Below are 16,281 nucleotides of genomic sequence, written 5' to 3'. Positions count from 1 at the left end.
ACGCGGCTACGTCTACCTCGGCACCGTCACCACAGCGGCACTCGTCATTTGGCTCCGTTCGTGATCGCCAGGACACAGCCTAGTCCCCGAGGCGTGGGGTCGTTGCCGAGACGTCATGCAGAGTGCCATGCGTCCGGCGGTCGAGGAGTCAGGCGAGTCTGTCTCCGCGGCTTGACGTGCTGGATGAGTCCCGACGGTGCTGGATGGGTGCTGGATACGATCACCTGAGGGAAAGTTTCCGCAGGTGGGAGCGCTGTTTTGAAGGTTCAGGTTCAACGTGTAGCGGATTCCGTTTCAATGTGTGGCCACTGACGTACCGCCACGTCACTGATCTGGTAAACGTGCAGGTCAGATAGGGTCCGGCTCCTCGGGGTCGGGCCCTTGGTTTTTGCCGTTCTGGGATGTCGCGTGCATCAGTTCTTCAGGCTTGTGAGGGTGGCATGCCGTAGGCCGTGAGCCGGCGTTGCAGGATGCGGAGTGTGTACGCGTCGGTGAGGCGCGTCAGGCGGGGTTGGTTTCCTGCTGCGGTGGCGATGAGGTAGCGGCCGAGGATGAACGGTGCGGTGAGGGTGACGCGGAGTGCGTCGGTGCGGGTGACGTCGACGCTCATGGCGTGTGCGGCCGAGGTGTTGCCGTTGCAGAACGCCTGGCGGAAGAAGTACTTGCTCCAGGAGCGTTCGACGGATTCGGTGAGGCGGGGTGTGAGGCCGTGGCCCTGGTGGAGTTGCGCGGCCATGGTTGTGCGGACGAGGGCACCGCAGGTCGCGTCGTCGAAGCCGTCGCGCAGGAGCGCGGCGCGCGCGTGGAAGAGGTGCACGATGGCCTCGGGTGTGGTCGGCAGCAGCTCTTCGGGGAGGCCGAGGAGGAAGCACCGGTAGCGGGCGAACTCCGCGACGCTTCGCTCGCGGTGGGTGAATGCGGGACGCCGGCGACGGAGGGCGGCTCGGGCGAGGATGTAGGTGTTGATCAGCCCGGCGGGCATCTGGTCGATCTGGGGGATCGGCAGGCCGTAGACGGCGCGGTCCCAGATGCCGGGGCGGCGCAGGGCCTGCACGCGGGTGAGCGAGTGCATGAACCGCACCATCGCTGCTGCTTCGAAGCCGGCGCCGTGGCGGTCGAGGGCGCCGGGCATGGTGGTGACGGCGAAGAAGCCGGCCGTGTGGTGTACCCGGCGAGCGGCTCGCTTGCTCGAGAGCGCGCCGGTGAGGGTCATGGGCAGGGCGGCGTAGGTGTTGGTGAAGGTGGCGAGGAACGCGCCGCGCAGTAAGTACGGGGAGAGGAAGGCCGCCGGGACGCGCGCCGCGCGGGCACCTTCCTCGACCAGGTCCATGTCGATCCAGGGCGGCGGGGTTTCCATTGCTTCGACGAGCCGGACGAGCTCGGGCGGCGCGTCCGGTACCGCGTCGATGCCGTCGCGGCAGGCAGTGCACAGCATGGAGATGAGCTGCTTCGTGCCGTGTGTGGCAACCAGGGCGGCGTAGGGGTCTGCGATGACGTCGCCGAGCAGGGTTGTGGTGCGGATCAGTTCAACGGTGGGTTCGTCTGTGAGGTAGGGCGCCCGCTCGGCGACCCAGGCGGGCAGCGCGCTGGCGTCGGCGGGGTCGATGGTCAGCCGGTGAGGCAGGACTGTGAAGTCGAAGTCGCCGTACAGGCCGGGCTGGTGGACCGCTTGGGACCGTGCCCGTTCCGCGAGTCGGGGGAAGTGAACAGTCATGGCGTCGTCGTCCTTGGATCGGTGCGCACCGCACAGCGCATCAGTGTGCTCCTTCGGAGTCGGGTGCGGTCCGGTCGTCTGCGGGCTTCGTGGTTGGGGCCGTGTGTGCGGGCCCGGTCGTCTGCCGGCGCAGCTCGCCGGTCGCGAACGTGGCGTACACCGCGGGGCGCCGTCGCCGTAGCGCCGGGCGGGGGTATGTCCCCGGGCGATGCGGGCCCGGACGCGGGGAGTTGTGGGACACGTCGACCCTCCGGGGACCGTCAGTCGACCTGGAACGTGCGACTGGTGCCGGTGAACGATTCGGGCTGCGCGAGCAGTTGGCGGGAGCGTCCGCGGTACGTGATGCGGTAGGTGCCGGGTTCGGCGGCGTGCGGGATGTCCCAGGTGGCCGTGAACGCCGAGGTGCCCACGCCGGTCTTGGCCCACTGGAACCGGGTCGCCCAGTCGCCGTCGTCCGCCACTCGCACCCATCCGTCGGGGGTGGATTTCTCGACGGTGAGGTAGGTCGAGCCGTGCAGGAGATCGTTGTTCGGATGGGCGCCGACGAAGCGCGCCTCGACCTGCTGTCCCCTCTGGTACGTGGCCGCGGGCTGCTGAAGGACATCACCGAACCGGCGGCGCGGCGGGGCGGCGTCGAACCAGGGGGTCCGCGGTGCGTTCAGCAGCGTCGCGGAGTGGCTGGGAGGTGTGATGGTTACCGGTGTCGGCCTGCCGGCCTTCATGTCATGGGCGAGCGCGGCCATGTGCTGCTGGTAGGCGGGCAGGGTCCAGCGGCCGAACATGGTGTGACCGGCCTCGTAGTCGCCCTTGTCGTACTCCTCGGGCGTGGTCGCATAGCCGGCGTAGCCGTTGGAGTATCCGGCCACCAGGACGTTGTCCAGGGGAGCGTCGACGATCTGAGCGACGGTGCGGCGCAGCCGCAGACCCGCGACGATGGTGAACTCCTGCGGCACGGCCATCAGGTAGAGCTGTCCGATCCTGACCAGTTGGAGGGGCACCACGTTCGGCGTCAGCTGCAGATCGCCGCTGGGGATGACGATGTCCTTGGGTGCCTGGCACGCTTTGAGTGCCGGGGACGCGCGGTAGAGGGCCGCGCCGAGCAGGTCGAAGACAGGGTTGTCGTCGCTGCCCTCGTTGATCAGGTCGACCCCGGGGCCGTCTTCCTTGGAACCGGCCACGAAGCCGGTCCCCAGAGCGCCGCTGCAGGTGTGGTGCGTCCGGCCGTCACCGGTGTATGTCGGGGAGACGGTCGTGCTGCCCATGTCGATGTACGTGAACCGGGAGTCGACCGGGCCGTCGACCGGGCCGGCCGGGTGGTCGACGGCGGCCTCGGCCGCCTCGTACTGCCGACTGCCGATGATCTCGGTGTTGGTGAACTGGTCATCGGTCGGGCCGCTGCCGGGCCGGAGATTCAAATTGGGCGTCATGTCACCGGCGTTGGTCTGTGCGAATGCGGAGACGAACGAGGGATCGGCCGGCGACAGATAATCGACACCCTTGACCTCGCGCTCCCAGTGGTAGGCGGCGTATCCCTTGTTGTCCCCGGACACATAGGTGCTGTCGCCGGTCATCGAAGTGCCGTGCGTGGCGAACCAGTTGATCGCCCCCACCGGCGCGCCGTCGCGGCTGAGGCTCAGCGTGGTTGTCTGCGGGTCGATCGCGTCGGGGAAGAAGGCGCGGTCGGCCGCGGGGTTGCGGTCGAAGGCGGCCTTGGACCGGTTGACGCTGGCGTCCTCGAGTTCGCCGCCGCCCATGTCGAGTCGGCCGGGTGCGAGGTCTCCGTGGGCGGCGAGGATCGCCTCGTGGATGCCCGTGACGTTGGCCTCGAAGTTCTGGTCCTTGTAGCCGAAGCTGCCCAGGTTGTAGAGGTTGTCGTGCATGTGGCCGCCGGGGCCCGAATGCGTGTGTGTCGAGGTGAGCAGCAGGTTCTCGCGGGTGTATGTGTCGCCGAGCCGGCTCTGCAGCCGGCGCAGCACTTCTTCGCGGATGGCGTCGTCGATGTGGTTGGCGTCCGCGACCGCCACCGCGACGCGTTTGCCGCTCGCCCGGTCGACGACGACGAACGCCCGCGCCCGCAACCGCGTGTGCAGGCCGTGGGTTCTCACCATCGGGGCGAAGTAGCCCGCCTTGTCGGAGTCCTCGGGTTCACCGGTGATGTCCGCGACGGCGCGGCCGACCAGGTAGGGCGATGCGCTGTCGGCCTCCGGCCCGGCGGCGTGAGCGGGGCCGGGGGCTCCGAGGAGTGTGGCCGCGCCGAGAGTCAGAGCCAGGACTGTGGCCAGTGCGCGAGGGCGTGGGGACGCGGCCGATCTGCGAAGCACGTGCATGTGAACCACCTCACTGGACGTGTGCGATGCGGGGGAACGTACCACGGGTGTCGTTCGCTCGAACGAACGAGAGTGAGGAATTTACGCTTCCGTGGAATCGGCCCGGCAGTGGACGGTTACGGTGTGACCGCGCCGGCCGACGCACGATCACAGGAGCACCCTTGAGTACCGACGTCCGCACCCGCATCCTCGCCACGGCGCTGGAGCTCATCGGCGAGCGCGGTATCGCCGGCCTGACCAACCGCGCGGTGGCGCGCGCGGCTCAGGTGTCGCTCGGCACGCTGACCTACCACTTTTCTTCGCAGGAGGAGCTGCTCGGTGAGGCGCTGCGCGCCTTCGTCGACGCGGAGATCTCCCGCCTCGCGGTGATCACCGCGCAGGTCGAGGGCTCCACCATGAGCGTCGACGAGGCGCTGGGCCACGCGCGCGACGCCATCGAGGCCCGAACCTCCCGGCGCGCACAGACCGCGCAACTCGAGCTGTACCTCTACGCCACACGCGACGAGAGTCTGCGCGCGGCGGCAGCCCGCTGCTACGCCGCCTACGACCGCGTCGCCGCCGCCTCCCTCAAAGCCATCGGTGTACCCGAAGCCGACCGAGTCGCACCCCTGCTCGGCGGGCTCATCGACGGGCTCGAGCTGCGCCGCCTGGCGGTCGACGACCTGCGCATCGACCTCGCCGAGGCGCTCGCCGCCCTCGTGGCCGGCCTCAAAGCCTCACCCGCACCCGAATAGGAGCCACCCGATCAGGAGCCACCCGATCAGGAGCCACCTGTATAGGAGCCACCCCACGCGTCTTCGGATCAGTCGGCGATCCGTAAGCGCCCCGTCGCGATCTCGGTGAGCTCGTCGGCGATCTCCTCGACAGGATGCCGGCTTCGTCACGCGGGCGGCGTCTCGAGGGCGCGGACGATCTCGGTCTCCCGGTCCCGGACCTGCCGTGCGACAGCCGCGAACTGCTTCGCACCCGGGCTGCGCGACCCTCGTCTCCAGGCGACGGCCACCGTCGAACCGGGCACACCGGTGAGCGGGATGTACCGCACGCCGGCCAGCGGCGTGTGGCGCTGGGCCCCGGCCACGGTGATCGAGCAGGCGAGGCCGGCGGCGACGAGTTGGAGCTCTTCGGTGGGCGTCGTGGTCTCCCGGATGTCGTCGGGCGGGTGCCCGCCCCGCTGGTCGTCCAAGGTCCAGTAGCGCCGCCAGACGGTATCGGTCGTACGGCCGACGACGAGGGGTTCGTCGATGACGTCCTCGGCGGTGAGGCCGGTCCGGTCGGCCAGACGGTGGTGCGGCGGCAGCGCTACGACCAAGGGCTCCACGAAGAGCGGCACCCAGTCCAGATCCGGCAGGTCCAGTGGCAGCCGGACGATCGCGACATCGGATGACCCGTCGGCCAGTCCGGCGGACGGGTCATCCAGGCCGGTCTCGCGCAACTCGAGCCGGATGTCCGGACATTGCGCCGAGAACGCGGCCAGGATCGGTGTGGTCAGTTCCAGCGCACCGCCCATGAGGAACCCCAGGCGGACCGTTCCCGACATCTTGCGGCCCGCGCTCCGCGCCGCGGCAACGCCGGCGTCCAGCGCGGCGAGGGTCTCGCGGACCGAGGCCAGGAACGCCTCCCCGGCCGAGGTCAGTGCCATGCTGCGCGTGGAGCGGTCGAAGAGCCGTACGCCGAGGGACTCCTCGAGGTCGCGGAGCTGTTTGCTGAGCGCCTGTTGCGTGACGAAGAGGCGGGGTGCCGCCCGGCTGAGATTGAGCTCCTCGGCCACCACGACGAAGTTCCGCAGTTTCTGCGTTGCCACATCCACAACCGTTGATTGTAGGCGCACGCTCAACTCGTTGTTTCCCTCGCGAAAACAGCGCGCCTAGGTTTGCTGGCCATACGGCGGCACCGGCCGTCTCCGTCGTTACTCCCGACCGCATTCTCGACCGCATTCTCGACCGCATTCCCGACCGCCTTGCTCCTGGCGACAGACAGCGCCGCCGGTATCGATCCCGGCCTGCGAGCGGTAGCGACCCGTCCCCGTGAAGGAGACCGAATATGGCTGTGACGTGGCGCAACTGGGCCCGCCAGCAAAGCTGCACGCCCGCCCGTATCGAGCGCCCCGCGAACGAGGAGCAGCTCAGCGAGGCCATCGCCCGCGCGGGCCGCGACGGCTTGCGGGTGCGCCCCGTCGGCAGCGGGCACTCCTTCACGGACACCTGCCTCACCGACGGCGCCATCGTCGACCAGAGCGCCATGCAGCGCGTACTCGACGTCGATACGGAATCGGGCCTGGTGAAGGTCGAGGCCGGCATCAAGCTGCACCGTCTGACCGCCGAACTCCACCGGCACGGCCTCGCGTTGGAGAACCAGGGCGACATCGACAAGCAGTCGCTCGCCGGGGCGCTGGCCACCGCCACCCACGGCACCGGCGAACGCTTCCGCAACTTGTCCGCCAATGTCGTCGGCTGCCGACTGGCCACCGCCACCGGTGAAGTCGTCGAGATCGACGAGGCACGCGACGCGGATGCCTGGCGCGCGGCGCGGGTATCGGTCGGTGCGCTCGGCGTGATCTCGCAGTACACGCTGCGCTGCGTGCCCGCCTTCCGCATCCATCGGGTCGACGAGCTTCGCCCGGTGACGGAGGTGCTGGCGGAGCTGGACGAACTCGTCGCGGAACACGACCACTTCGAGGTCCTTGCGCTGCCGCACACCGACAAGGTCCTGACCTACGCCTCGCGCCGCACCGACCGACCCGCGGCGCCGCCCGGCCGCCTGGCCGCGTGGTGGAACGACGACGTGCTCAGCAATGTCGGCCTCGGCGCCGCCTGCCACCTCGGCCGCCTCGTGCCCGGTGCCGCGCCCCGCGTAGCCCGCGCCATGAGCGGCGTCATCGGCCGCTATGAGCAACTCGGCGACAGCCACCGGGTCTACGCGCACGAGCGGCGGGTGCGGTTCACGGAGATGGAGTACGCGATTCCGCGCACGTATGCCGCCGAGGCCCTGCAACGCGTCAGAGTTCTGATCGCCGACCGGCGCCTTCCGGTGCTGTTCCCGGTCGAGCTCCGCTTCACCGCACCCGACGACGCGTTCCTGTCCACCGCCCACGGTCGCGACACCGCCTACCTCGCCGTCCACCACGTCGTACGGGCCGAGTACGAGGCGTTCTTCCGCGCAGTCGAGGCGATCATGGACGAGTACGACGGGCGGCCGCACTGGGGCAAGCGCCACTTCCAGACCGCCGCCACGCTGGCCGCGCGCTATCCCGCCTGGCAGAAGTTCCAGGCCGTACGCGCCCGCCTCGACCCCGACGGCATGTTCACCAACGACTACATCGCCCGCGTCCTCGGACCCGTCGGCGCAGACACCGGGCCGTCCGGGACGGAACCGGCACTGCTCGGCAAGCAACACGAGGACACCGTCCTCGGCGACGACGCCCGACGGGAGACCTGACTCATGACCACCGTGACATCCCTCGCATCTCACAGTCCCGCCACCGGTGAACTCCTCGCCCGCTACTCCGTCGATGACACCGCGGCGGTCGACGCGGCCGTACGCCGGGCGCGCGCCGCCGCCGACTGGTGGGCGGGGCTGGGATTCGCCGGCCGCAGAGGGCACCTGCTGCACTGGAAGCACGTCCTGGTCCGCGAGTTGGACGGCATGGCCGAGCTGATGCACCAGGAGACCGGCAAGCCCGTCGACGACGCGCGACTCGAACTCATCCTCTCCGTCGACCACTTGGACTGGGCCGCGAAGCACGCGAGCAAGGTGCTCGGTCCGCGCAGGGTGCCCTCGGGGCTCCTGGGGTTCAACCTGGCGGCGAGCGTCAGCCACCTGCCGCTCGGAGTCGTCGGGGTGATCGGCCCGTGGAACTACCCGGTCTTCACCCCCATGGGATCCATCGCCTACGCCCTCGCCGCGGGCAACACCGTCGTCTTCAAACCGAGCGAGTTCGCCACCGGCGTCGGCCTCCGGCTCGTGGAGACGTTCGTCGAGGCGGTGGGCGGGCAGGCGGTGCTGGGGGCGGTCACCGGGTTCGGTGACGCAGGCGCCGCGCTCTGCCGCAGCGACGTGGACAAGGTCGGTTTCACCGGATCCACCGCCACCGGCAAGCGCGTGATGGCCGCCTGCGCCGAGTCCCTGACACCCGTGCTGATCGAGGCCGGCGGCAAGGACGCCGCGATCGTGGCCGCCGACGCCGACCTCGATCTGGCGGCCGACGCGATCACCTTCGGTGCGATGGGCAACGCCGGCCAGACCTGCGTCGGGATCGAACGCGCCTACGTGGTGGACGCGGTGTTCGACGCCTTCGTCGAACGGGTGGCGGCCATCGCCGGCCGCGTCCGGGTGGGCGCCGAACCGCGGGCCCAGATCGGCCCGATCACCATGCCGAGCCAGATACCCGTCATCCGCCGCCACATCGAGGACGCGATCGCCCGCGGTGGCCGGGCCGTTGTCGGCGGACCCGAGTCCGTCCGGCCGCCCTTCGTCCATCCGGTGGTGCTCGTGGACGTCCCCGAGGACAGCGAATCCCTCACCGAGGAGACGTTCGGCCCCACGCTCATCATCAACCGGGTCCGCACCCTCGACGAAGCCGTCGACCGCGCCAACTCCTCCCGATACGGCCTGGGTTCCGCCGTCTTCGCCGGACGCCGCACCGCCGTCGCCCTGGCCGATCGTCTGCACACCGGCATGTCCTCGATCAACGCGGTGCAGTCCTTCGCCACCGTCCCGTCCCTGCCGTTCGGCGGCACCCGCGAGTCCGGCTTCGGCCGGATCCACGGCGCGGACGGCCTGCGCGAGTTCGCCCGCCCCAAAGCGGTCGCCCGCACCCGCTTCCGCGCCCCCGCGAACCTGCTCTCGTTCGCCCGCACGGCCCGCGACATGAGGATCCCGCTGCAGCTCACCCGCTTCCTGCACAAGAAGGGCTGACCGCCCCGTGTACGCAGCCGACTTCACCGCCCTCGAGAGGGCCACCCGCCATCTCCGACCACCGTTCGCCGTCCTGGATCTGCAGGCTCTGCAGCACAACGCCGAGTCGATGCGCCGCCGCGCCGGCGGCAAGCCGATCCGCCTCGCCAGCAAGTCCGTACGCTGCCGGGAGATCATCCGCCATGTGCTCGCGATGCCCGGATATCAGGGCATCCTCGCCTTCACCCTGCCCGAAGCCCTCTGGCTGGCCGAGGAGTTCGACGACATCCTGGTCGGCTACCCGACCGCCGACGACGACGCCCTGCGCCGCCTCGCCGCCCACCGACAGCTCGCCGACCGCATCACACTGATGGCCGACTGCCCGGCACACCTGGATCGGACGGCCGCGGCCGCGGCAGCCGGCGGTCACCCACTGCGGATCTGCCTCGACCTCGACGCCTCGCTCAAACCCCTGCGCGGCAGACTCCACTTCGGCACCCACCGCTCCCCGCTGCACAGCCCCGACCAGGTACGGGACCTCGCCCGCGCCGTGGCCGGGCGCCCCGGACTGCGCCTGGTCGGCGTCATGTCGTACGAAGCGCAGATCGCCGGCGTCGGCGACAACGCACCCGGCTCACCCCTTCGACGTGCGGCCGTCCGCGCCCTGCAGAGCGCATCCCGGACGGAGCTGCGCCGTCGGCGCGCGGCAGCGATCCGCGCCGTGCGCGAGGTGGCGCCGCTCGAGTTCGTCAACGGAGGCGGCACCGGCAGTCTGGAGACCACGGCATCGGAGTCCGCGGTCTCCGAACTGGGCGCCGGCTCGGGCCTCTTCGCACCCACCCTCTTCGACACCTACCGCACCTTCCGGCCGCGCCCCGCCGCGTTCTTCGTCCAGTCCGTCGTACGCCGCCCCGCGCCGGAGCGCGCAACCGTACTCGGCGGCGGCTGGACCGCCTCCGGCGCCGCCGGACCCGACCGCCTTCCGACCCCGGTCTGGCCGGCCGGCCTCCGTCTCACCCGCCTCGAAGGCGCCGGCGAGGTCCAGACCCCGCTCACCGGCCCCGGCGCGGCACACCTCGCCATCGGCGACCGCGTCTGGTTCCGCCACACCAAGGCAGGCGAACTGTGCGAACGCGTCAACGAACTCCACCTCGTCGACGGCGACCGCATCACCGCCGCGCTGCCCACCTATCGGGGAGAGGGCCAGGCGCTGCTGTGATCCGCACGTCTGGCGCACAATTCGCTGTGTACTTCGGGATCCGGTCCTGGTGGAAGGCTGGGCTCCGATGGATGCCGCTAGTCGGCATGGCTCTGAAAGCCCATGAGTCGGCCCGGCGGACGGCCCCGGCTCCCGTGCGTAAGTGCCCGAAGGCGGTGAGTCTACGCTCCGGTTCGGGGCGGCTCGGCGCCGGCGGAGCGCTACCCGCGCGGCCGAACCGCGGCTCGTAGCGGAGAACCGGTCAATCGACTTGGTCGAATGTCCAAGACAGTCCGGGAACAATGACGCGCGGGAACAATGACACCCGACGCGGGCACCGCCTCCCGCGGCAGCCAGGTACGAGCAAGGAGTCGACCCATGAACCGGATTGCGGCGAGCGAACGACGTGAGCGGCTGGTCGACGCCGCGATCGCGGTCATGGTCCGCGACGGCGTCTCGGCCGCCACCACGCGCGCGATCGTGGCCGAGGCCGATATGCCACTGGGCTCCTTCCACTACTGCTTCCGCTCCAAGGAGGAGCTGCTCGGCGAGGTCATCGCGGTCATCACCGGCCACACCCTGGAGCGGGCGCTGTCCGAGGTGGCGGGCGGCGGTGCACTCGAAGAGCGGCTGTGCCGCGCGATGCGCGCCTACTGGCAGCACGTCGTCGACGAACCGGGCGAGCACCGCCTCACCTACGAACTGACCCAGTATGCCGCGCGCCAGCCCGGCCTCGCCGTCGTCGCGGAGCGGCAGTACGAGACGTACCTCGCGGCCAACACCCGCCTCATCGAGGCACTCACCGGCGACGACGGCGAGCGCCTTGAGTGGAGCGTGCCGGTGCCGGTTCTGGCGCGCTATGTCACCGCGGCGCTCGACGGCGTGACACTGCTCTATCTCAACGAGGGGAACGCGACTGCGGCCGGCGAGGCGCTCGAACTCGTCGCCCGCCATGTGGCAGAGCTGGCCGGCCGGGCCTGACCCGTGCCCCAGGGCCCCAACTGGTCCCGTTTCAGGCCGGGTTCGCCTTGTACCAGGCATGACTGGGTCTATTGACTAGGTCGTTTGACCAACTCTAGTCTGCGCCCCACCCCACGCCTCGGGAGAGACGCATGAAGAGAGCGCGCACGGGCGGCGCAGTCGCCCTCGTCCTGTCCCTCGTCGCACTGCTTCTCTCCGGCCTGGGAGCCGGCGGGGCGGGTGCCGCCGAGCGCCCCTGGTGGGAGCCGGCCGAACGGCCCGTCCCCGACTCCCAGGTCAATGTGAGCGGCGAGCCGTTCACGGGGACCGACGCGAACGGCGACGTACGCGGATTCGTCGACACCCACAACCACGTGATGACCAACGAGGCCTTCGGCGGCAAGCTGGTCTGCGGAAAGCCGTTCTCCCAGGAGGGTGTGGCCGACGCTCTCAAGGACTGCCCCGAGCACTACCCGGACGGTGCCGGCGCACTGCTCGAGAACCTCACCGTCGACCCCGACGGCCACCACGACCCGGTGGGCTGGCCCACGTTCAAGGACTGGCCCAGCTACACCACGATGTCGCACCAGCAGAACTACTACGCCTGGCTCGAACGCGCCTGGCGCGCCGGCCAGCGCGTCCTGGTCACCGATCTGACGTCCAACGGCGTCATCTGCTCGATCTACGTCCGCGACCGCGGCTGCGACGAGATGGATTCCATCCGGCTGCAGGCCGAGAAGACCTACGAGATGCAGGACTTCGTGGACGAGATGTACGGCGGCTCCGGAAAGGGCTGGTTCCGGATCGTGAAGTCTCCCGCCGAGGCGCGGAAGGTGATCGAAGCGGGCAAGCTCGCCGTGGTCCTGGGCGTGGAGACCTCCGAACCCTTCGGCTGCAAGCAGGTGCTCGACATCGCCCAGTGCAGCAAGTCCGACATCGACAAGGGTCTCGACGAACTCCGGTCGCTCGGCGTGAGCAGCATGTTCCTCTGCCACAAGTTCGACAACGCGCTGTGCGGAGTGCGCTTCGACGAGGGGACGCAGGGCACCATCATCAACGTCGGGCAGTTCCTCTCCACCGGCACCTTCTGGAAGACCGAGAAGTGCACCGGCCCCCAGCACGACAACCCGATCGGCTCGGCCGCGGTGCCCGAGATCGAGGCGAAGCTGCCGAGCGGGACCAGCGTGCCGAAGTACGACGAGGACGCGCAGTGCAACACCCGCGGACTCACCCGGCTCGGGGAGTACGCCCTCGACGGCATGATGGACCGCGGCATGATGGTCGAGGTCGACCACATGAGCGTCAAGGCCGCCGGGCGGGCCATGGACATCATGGAATCGGTGCAGTATCCGGGCATCGTCTCCAGCCACAGCTGGATGGACCGCAACTGGACCGAACGGCTGTACCGCATGGGCGGCTTCGTCGGCTCCTACGACCTGGACTCGAAGGCGTTCGTCGAGGAGGCCGCCGCAACCGCCGACCTGCGCAAGAAGTACGGCGTCGGGCTCGGCTACGGCACCGACTTCAACGGCCTCGGCAGCCACCCGTCGCCGCGCGGTGACGACGCACCCGACAAGGTCACCTATCCGTTCCGGTCCTACCCGGACGGCCCGCTGGTGGACCGCCAGCAGAGCGGCGAACGGGTCTGGGACGTCAACACGGACGGCGGCGCCCACGCGGGGCTGATCCCGGACTGGGTCGAGGACGTGCGCCGGCTCGGCGGCGACCCGCTCGTCGGCGAGCTGCTGCACGGCGCCCAGTCGTACCTCGACACCTGGAACGCCACCGGTGACTGGCAGCGGCCGGCCAACCTGGCAAGGGGCGGTGCCGCGTCGGCGAGCAGCAGCGAGTTCTCCCTCGTCACGAGCTACAAGCCCGGCCGCGCCGTCGACGGAGACGGCGCCACCCGGTGGGCCAGCGACTGGAACGACGACGAGTGGTGGTCGGTCGACCTGCGCAGCGCCCAGAACATCGGTCGGGTGCTGCTGGATTGGGAGTCGGCCCACGCCGAGGCGTACCGCATCGAGGTGTCCGACGACAACCGCACCTGGCGCACGGTGTGGCAGACCACGAAGGGCCGAGGCGGCCTCGAGACCGCCGACTTCACCCCGACCACCGCACGCTACCTACGCATCCACGGCACCGACCGAGCCACGAAGTACGGCTACTCGCTCAAGGAGGTGGCAGTACACGGGCGGTGAGGCCAGCCGCCTGCGGGGCGTCCGGGACCAGCGGGTCCCGGACGCGGGCTTGTTCAGCCGGTGCAATTCGATCGCGCCTACCGGCGCCAGCGGTTCTGGCCGGGGCCCTTGCAGGTGTAGAGCTTGCCGTTCGAGGTGCCGATCGCGCCCGGCGGGGAGCAGAAGGCTCCCGGGTGGACCGTGCCGACGCCGCCTCCTCCTCCTCCGCCTCCGCCTCCGCCGGAGGAGGAGCCGCCGCCCGTCGAGGAGCCGCGGTCCGGGTCCGGAGCGGGGTCGGGGGCTGGGGTGTGGCGCCGGGTGTGTTCGGTGCCCGGACATGTGTCGGTCGGGCGTACGAGGGAGAGTTCGGCGGAGGTCGATTCGGCCCGCGTGAGTTTCTTGCCGGCGGCCGGGTGTTGGAAGCAGACCTTCCAGTCGGCCGGATTGTTCGGGACATCGACGTCCGTGAAGGCGCTCGTCGCGTCGACATCGGTCAGGCCGAGATCGGCGAGAGCCTCGGACGCCTCTTCGTAGGTCTTGCCGACGACGTCCGGCATCTTCGGATACGGGATCGGCTCTCCGTCGGACGCGGGACAGGGGTCGCCGGTGCGCACCACCCCGAGGGCCACTGCGGTGGAGGCCGGATCCGCGGACTTCGTGCCGGACTTCGGCTTCTGGAAGCAGACCGTCCAGTTGCTGTCCACCAGCTGGCCGCTGTCGCCGTCGGACGCGTCATGCGACGTCACGCGGGCGAACCCGGCAGCCACCGCGGCGGACTTGGCGTCCGAGAGGGATTCGCCCACGAATTCGGGGACCTGCACAGCGGTCCGGGCGGCCGGGCTCGGGGTCGCCTTCGCCGATACCGTGGCGGCCGGATTCTTCCCCGTACTCCCGTTGTTGTCCGGGTCCGTGCTGCCACCTCCCGAGGGCAGGATCACGAGGAGCCACACCACCGACAGCCCGGTGGCCATGAGCCGTCGCGGGAGCGTCCACTCCCGCTTCAGGCACGCCAGGATCCAGCCGAGCGGCGGCAGCAGAAGGAGGGCGGCGATCACCCAGCCGGTACGGCGGTGCCAGGGCAGTCGGGCGGCGGGCGAGGGCGAGGGTGGTATCGGAGCCTGCGGGTTCTGGCTCCACTGGGCGAAGGACATGCGCGTTCCGTTCGGGCTCTTGCTGCAGGGATGAGGAGGGAGGCGTCAGCCGACGTCCACGCCGTGGTCGCGGGCAAGGCCCGCCAGGCCGTCGGACCAGCCCTGCCCCACTGCGCGGAGTTTCCACGTCGTGCCCGACGGATCGCCCGGCGCGCGGTAGAGCTCGGCGAGAACCATCGCCCGGAGCCCCTGGTCCACGGCAGGCCCGTACCGGTACGTGTGGCCGGCGGCGGTGACGCGGAGCTGGAGCGCGGTGAGGGCCGCGAAGGTCGCGCCCGAGTCGACGTCCGCGTTCACCGCGATCGCGATCGTGCGGACGTACGGCGGGACCTCGTGCAGTGCCGCGGTCGCGCCACCGGCCGACAGGCGGACGGAGCCGCACGCGGAACGCGGCTGGTTGTAGAAGATGAACTCGGCGTCCGTGGGGACGCGACGGCCGTCGTCGAGCAGGAGCAGCGACAGATCGAGCGGCATGCCGGTGATGTGGCATCCGACGGAGACTTCTCCGCGCCCGTCCAGTTCGATCTGCGTGTTCTCGCCTGCGGTGAGGGCGGTTTCGGGCCGCGTGGCCGGGGCTGTGCCGGCCGGCGCGGGCGGTTCCGCATCGGGCGCGGACCCGGCCACCCACTGGGCGAACGGCACCGGAGCGTACGGGTCGGGAGCGGGCTCGGGCTCCTGCGTCGCAGCCGTGAGTGCCTCGTCCATGTCCACCAGGGCGCCGGCGTCCGCCGGGGCATCGTCGGTGTGGGCAAGCAGCTCGGCGAGGCCCGGCACTCGGCGCACATCCAGGGCCTTGATCCCGGTCGGCGTCGCCGTGACCGCGCACTCCACCTCGTCAGCCAGGTCGAGCACCTGCACCGCATCCTCCGGCGTACGCCAGTGCGCTGCCTCGATCCGGCTGCGGGTCCAGGTCCCGTAGGTCACGATCCCGATCCGCTGTGTGGCCGGGACCCGGGTCAGCACCGCGATGTCGATCGCCTGCAGGCCGGGCGCGACGGCAAAGCCCTCGCGGAGTGTGGCGACGATGTGCGAGCACATGGACTGCAGCCACCACTGGTTGCGGTCCCGCTTGCTGAGCGCCTTCATTGTGGGGCGCCCCGCGGGTGTGGTCCCCGGCACCCGGGCGGGCCAGCTGTCCGCGTCGGGCTGGCGCATGACGACCGAGGCCGTGTCGCCGTGCACGCCGACCGCGCAGGCGACGGCGCGGTTGTCGGCGTAGGCGTGGTTGAGGGCCTCGATGACCGGGGCGGGCTCGTTGCGCAGCAGGTCCTGCCACCAGATCGCCGCCTGGCGCTGCAGGTTCTCGTGGATGCCCGATATGCGCTCCTGCTCCGCGGCCAGATATGCGCGGGCATCGGACTCGGCGCGCTGTCTCGCCGCTGCGCGGGCGGCGCGGTCGCGGAGGGAAAGTCCCTGCATGTGGAAGGCCTTGGCCTCCTGCTGCGCCCAGCGCTCGGTCAACTGTCCCGGCAGGGGGACGTCCGGAGGTCCCGCGGGGGAGAACTCTTCGAGATGCGCGCCGAGGCTGTCCTCCCGGAAGCGCTCGAACTCGGCTGTCTCGGCGTCGCGTTGCAGGTCAGCCGTGCCGGGTGTGCGGCGCTGCGACCCTGCCGCGGTCCGTCCGGAAGTCGTACGGCGACCCTGCGACCCGCGTCGACCGCCGCCGCCACCCGCAGTGGTGGACGCGAAGAACGGTCCGACACCTGTCGAGATCCGGCTCCCGCTGCCACCACCGAAACTGACCCTGGCCGCGCGCGGCCCCACCGAGGTGCGCACACCGCGCGTCGACACCCGCACGCGCATGCCGGGCACGCCGACCCTGAACCCGAACCCCATAGCGCGCCCCTCCCGGCATCTC

11 protein-coding genes are annotated in these 16,281 nt (G+C 70.4%); 6 read left to right on the top strand and 5 right to left on the bottom strand.

Going from position 1 to position 16,281, the window contains the following annotated elements; all coding sequences use genetic code 11:
• Positions 1 to 421 precede the first annotated feature (421 nt).
• Both DY218_RS31065 and DY218_RS31060 read right to left on the bottom strand, forming a co-directional pair.
• On the bottom strand, positions 422 to 1,714 hold the full coding sequence (locus tag DY218_RS31065; RefSeq protein ID WP_128559506.1) for an oxygenase MpaB family protein: 1,293 nt from the start codon (positions 1,712 to 1,714) through the stop codon (positions 422 to 424).
• Positions 1,715 to 1,974: 260 nt separating this feature from the next.
• The gene (locus DY218_RS31060; protein ID WP_199566910.1) at positions 1,975 to 4,041 is read right to left on the bottom strand and encodes a neutral/alkaline ceramidase; all 2,067 of its coding nucleotides are present in this window, start codon (positions 4,039 to 4,041) and stop codon (positions 1,975 to 1,977) included.
• A gap of 161 nt (positions 4,042 to 4,202) precedes the next feature.
• Between DY218_RS31060 and DY218_RS31055 the strand changes: the two genes are divergently transcribed.
• The gene (locus DY218_RS31055; RefSeq protein WP_158574171.1) at positions 4,203 to 4,775 is read left to right on the top strand and encodes a TetR/AcrR family transcriptional regulator; all 573 of its coding nucleotides are present in this window, start codon (positions 4,203 to 4,205) and stop codon (positions 4,773 to 4,775) included.
• 146 nt (positions 4,776 to 4,921) lie between these two features.
• Here the strand turns inward: DY218_RS31055 and DY218_RS31050 are convergent, their stop codons facing one another.
• Entirely contained in the window at positions 4,922 to 5,842 is a 921-nt protein-coding gene (locus tag DY218_RS31050) for a LysR family transcriptional regulator (RefSeq protein ID WP_128559504.1), read from the bottom strand.
• Between the two features lie 239 nt (positions 5,843 to 6,081).
• On the opposite strand from DY218_RS31050, the gene DY218_RS31045 reads away from it, so the two are divergent.
• From DY218_RS31045 to DY218_RS31025, 5 genes are all read left to right on the top strand, one after another.
• A complete protein-coding gene (locus tag DY218_RS31045; protein ID WP_128559503.1) occupies positions 6,082 to 7,476 on the top strand; it encodes a D-arabinono-1,4-lactone oxidase in 1,395 nt (464 codons plus the stop codon).
• A 3-nt stretch (positions 7,477 to 7,479) separates the two neighbouring features.
• Entirely contained in the window at positions 7,480 to 8,955 is a 1,476-nt protein-coding gene (locus DY218_RS31040) for an aldehyde dehydrogenase family protein (protein WP_128559502.1), read from the top strand.
• A gap of 7 nt (positions 8,956 to 8,962) precedes the next feature.
• On the top strand, positions 8,963 to 10,153 hold the full coding sequence (locus tag DY218_RS31035) for an amino acid deaminase/aldolase (RefSeq protein ID WP_128559501.1): 1,191 nt from the start codon (positions 8,963 to 8,965) through the stop codon (positions 10,151 to 10,153).
• Positions 10,154 to 10,510: 357 nt separating this feature from the next.
• Positions 10,511 to 11,113 (top strand): TetR/AcrR family transcriptional regulator, encoded by a 603-nt coding sequence (locus DY218_RS31030; protein WP_128559500.1) that lies wholly within the window; start codon positions 10,511 to 10,513, stop codon positions 11,111 to 11,113.
• Positions 11,114 to 11,244: 131 nt separating this feature from the next.
• A complete protein-coding gene (locus DY218_RS31025) occupies positions 11,245 to 13,293 on the top strand; it encodes a galactose-binding domain-containing protein (protein ID WP_128559499.1) in 2,049 nt (682 codons plus the stop codon).
• Positions 13,294 to 13,370: 77 nt separating this feature from the next.
• Here DY218_RS31025 and DY218_RS31020 read toward each other — a convergent pair whose 3' ends face one another.
• Both DY218_RS31020 and DY218_RS31015 read right to left on the bottom strand, forming a co-directional pair.
• The gene (locus DY218_RS31020; protein ID WP_128559498.1) at positions 13,371 to 14,423 is read right to left on the bottom strand and encodes a PASTA domain-containing protein; all 1,053 of its coding nucleotides are present in this window, start codon (positions 14,421 to 14,423) and stop codon (positions 13,371 to 13,373) included.
• Positions 14,424 to 14,468: 45 nt separating this feature from the next.
• Positions 14,469 to 16,259, bottom strand: a complete 1,791-nt coding sequence (locus DY218_RS31015) for a TerD family protein (protein WP_128559497.1) — start codon at positions 16,257 to 16,259, stop codon at positions 14,469 to 14,471.
• Positions 16,260 to 16,281: the final 22 nt, after the last annotated feature.

It is taken from the genome of Streptomyces triticagri (assembly GCF_003429565.1).
GTDB lineage: Bacteria > Actinomycetota > Actinomycetes > Streptomycetales > Streptomycetaceae > Streptomyces > Streptomyces triticagri.
This window is presented reverse-complemented; position numbering and strand designations above follow the sequence as displayed.

Bases quoted from the DNA above. Each gene is read 5' to 3' on its own strand.
- DY218_RS31015 (WP_128559497.1), bottom strand. From the start codon at position 16,259: ATGGGGTTCGGGTTCAGGGTCGGCGTGCCCGGCATGCGCGTGCGGGTG.
- DY218_RS31040 (WP_128559502.1), top strand. From the start codon at position 7,480: ATGACCACCGTGACATCCCTCGCATCTCACAGTCCCGCCACCGGTGAA.
- DY218_RS31020 (WP_128559498.1), bottom strand. From the start codon at position 14,423: ATGTCCTTCGCCCAGTGGAGCCAGAACCCGCAGGCTCCGATACCACCC.
- DY218_RS31030 (WP_128559500.1), top strand. From the start codon at position 10,511: ATGAACCGGATTGCGGCGAGCGAACGACGTGAGCGGCTGGTCGACGCC.
- DY218_RS31025 (WP_128559499.1), top strand. From the start codon at position 11,245: ATGAAGAGAGCGCGCACGGGCGGCGCAGTCGCCCTCGTCCTGTCCCTC.
- DY218_RS31045 (WP_128559503.1), top strand. From the start codon at position 6,082: ATGGCTGTGACGTGGCGCAACTGGGCCCGCCAGCAAAGCTGCACGCCC.
- DY218_RS31065 (WP_128559506.1), bottom strand. From the start codon at position 1,714: ATGACTGTTCACTTCCCCCGACTCGCGGAACGGGCACGGTCCCAAGCG.
- DY218_RS31060 (WP_199566910.1), bottom strand. From the start codon at position 4,041: ATGCACGTGCTTCGCAGATCGGCCGCGTCCCCACGCCCTCGCGCACTG.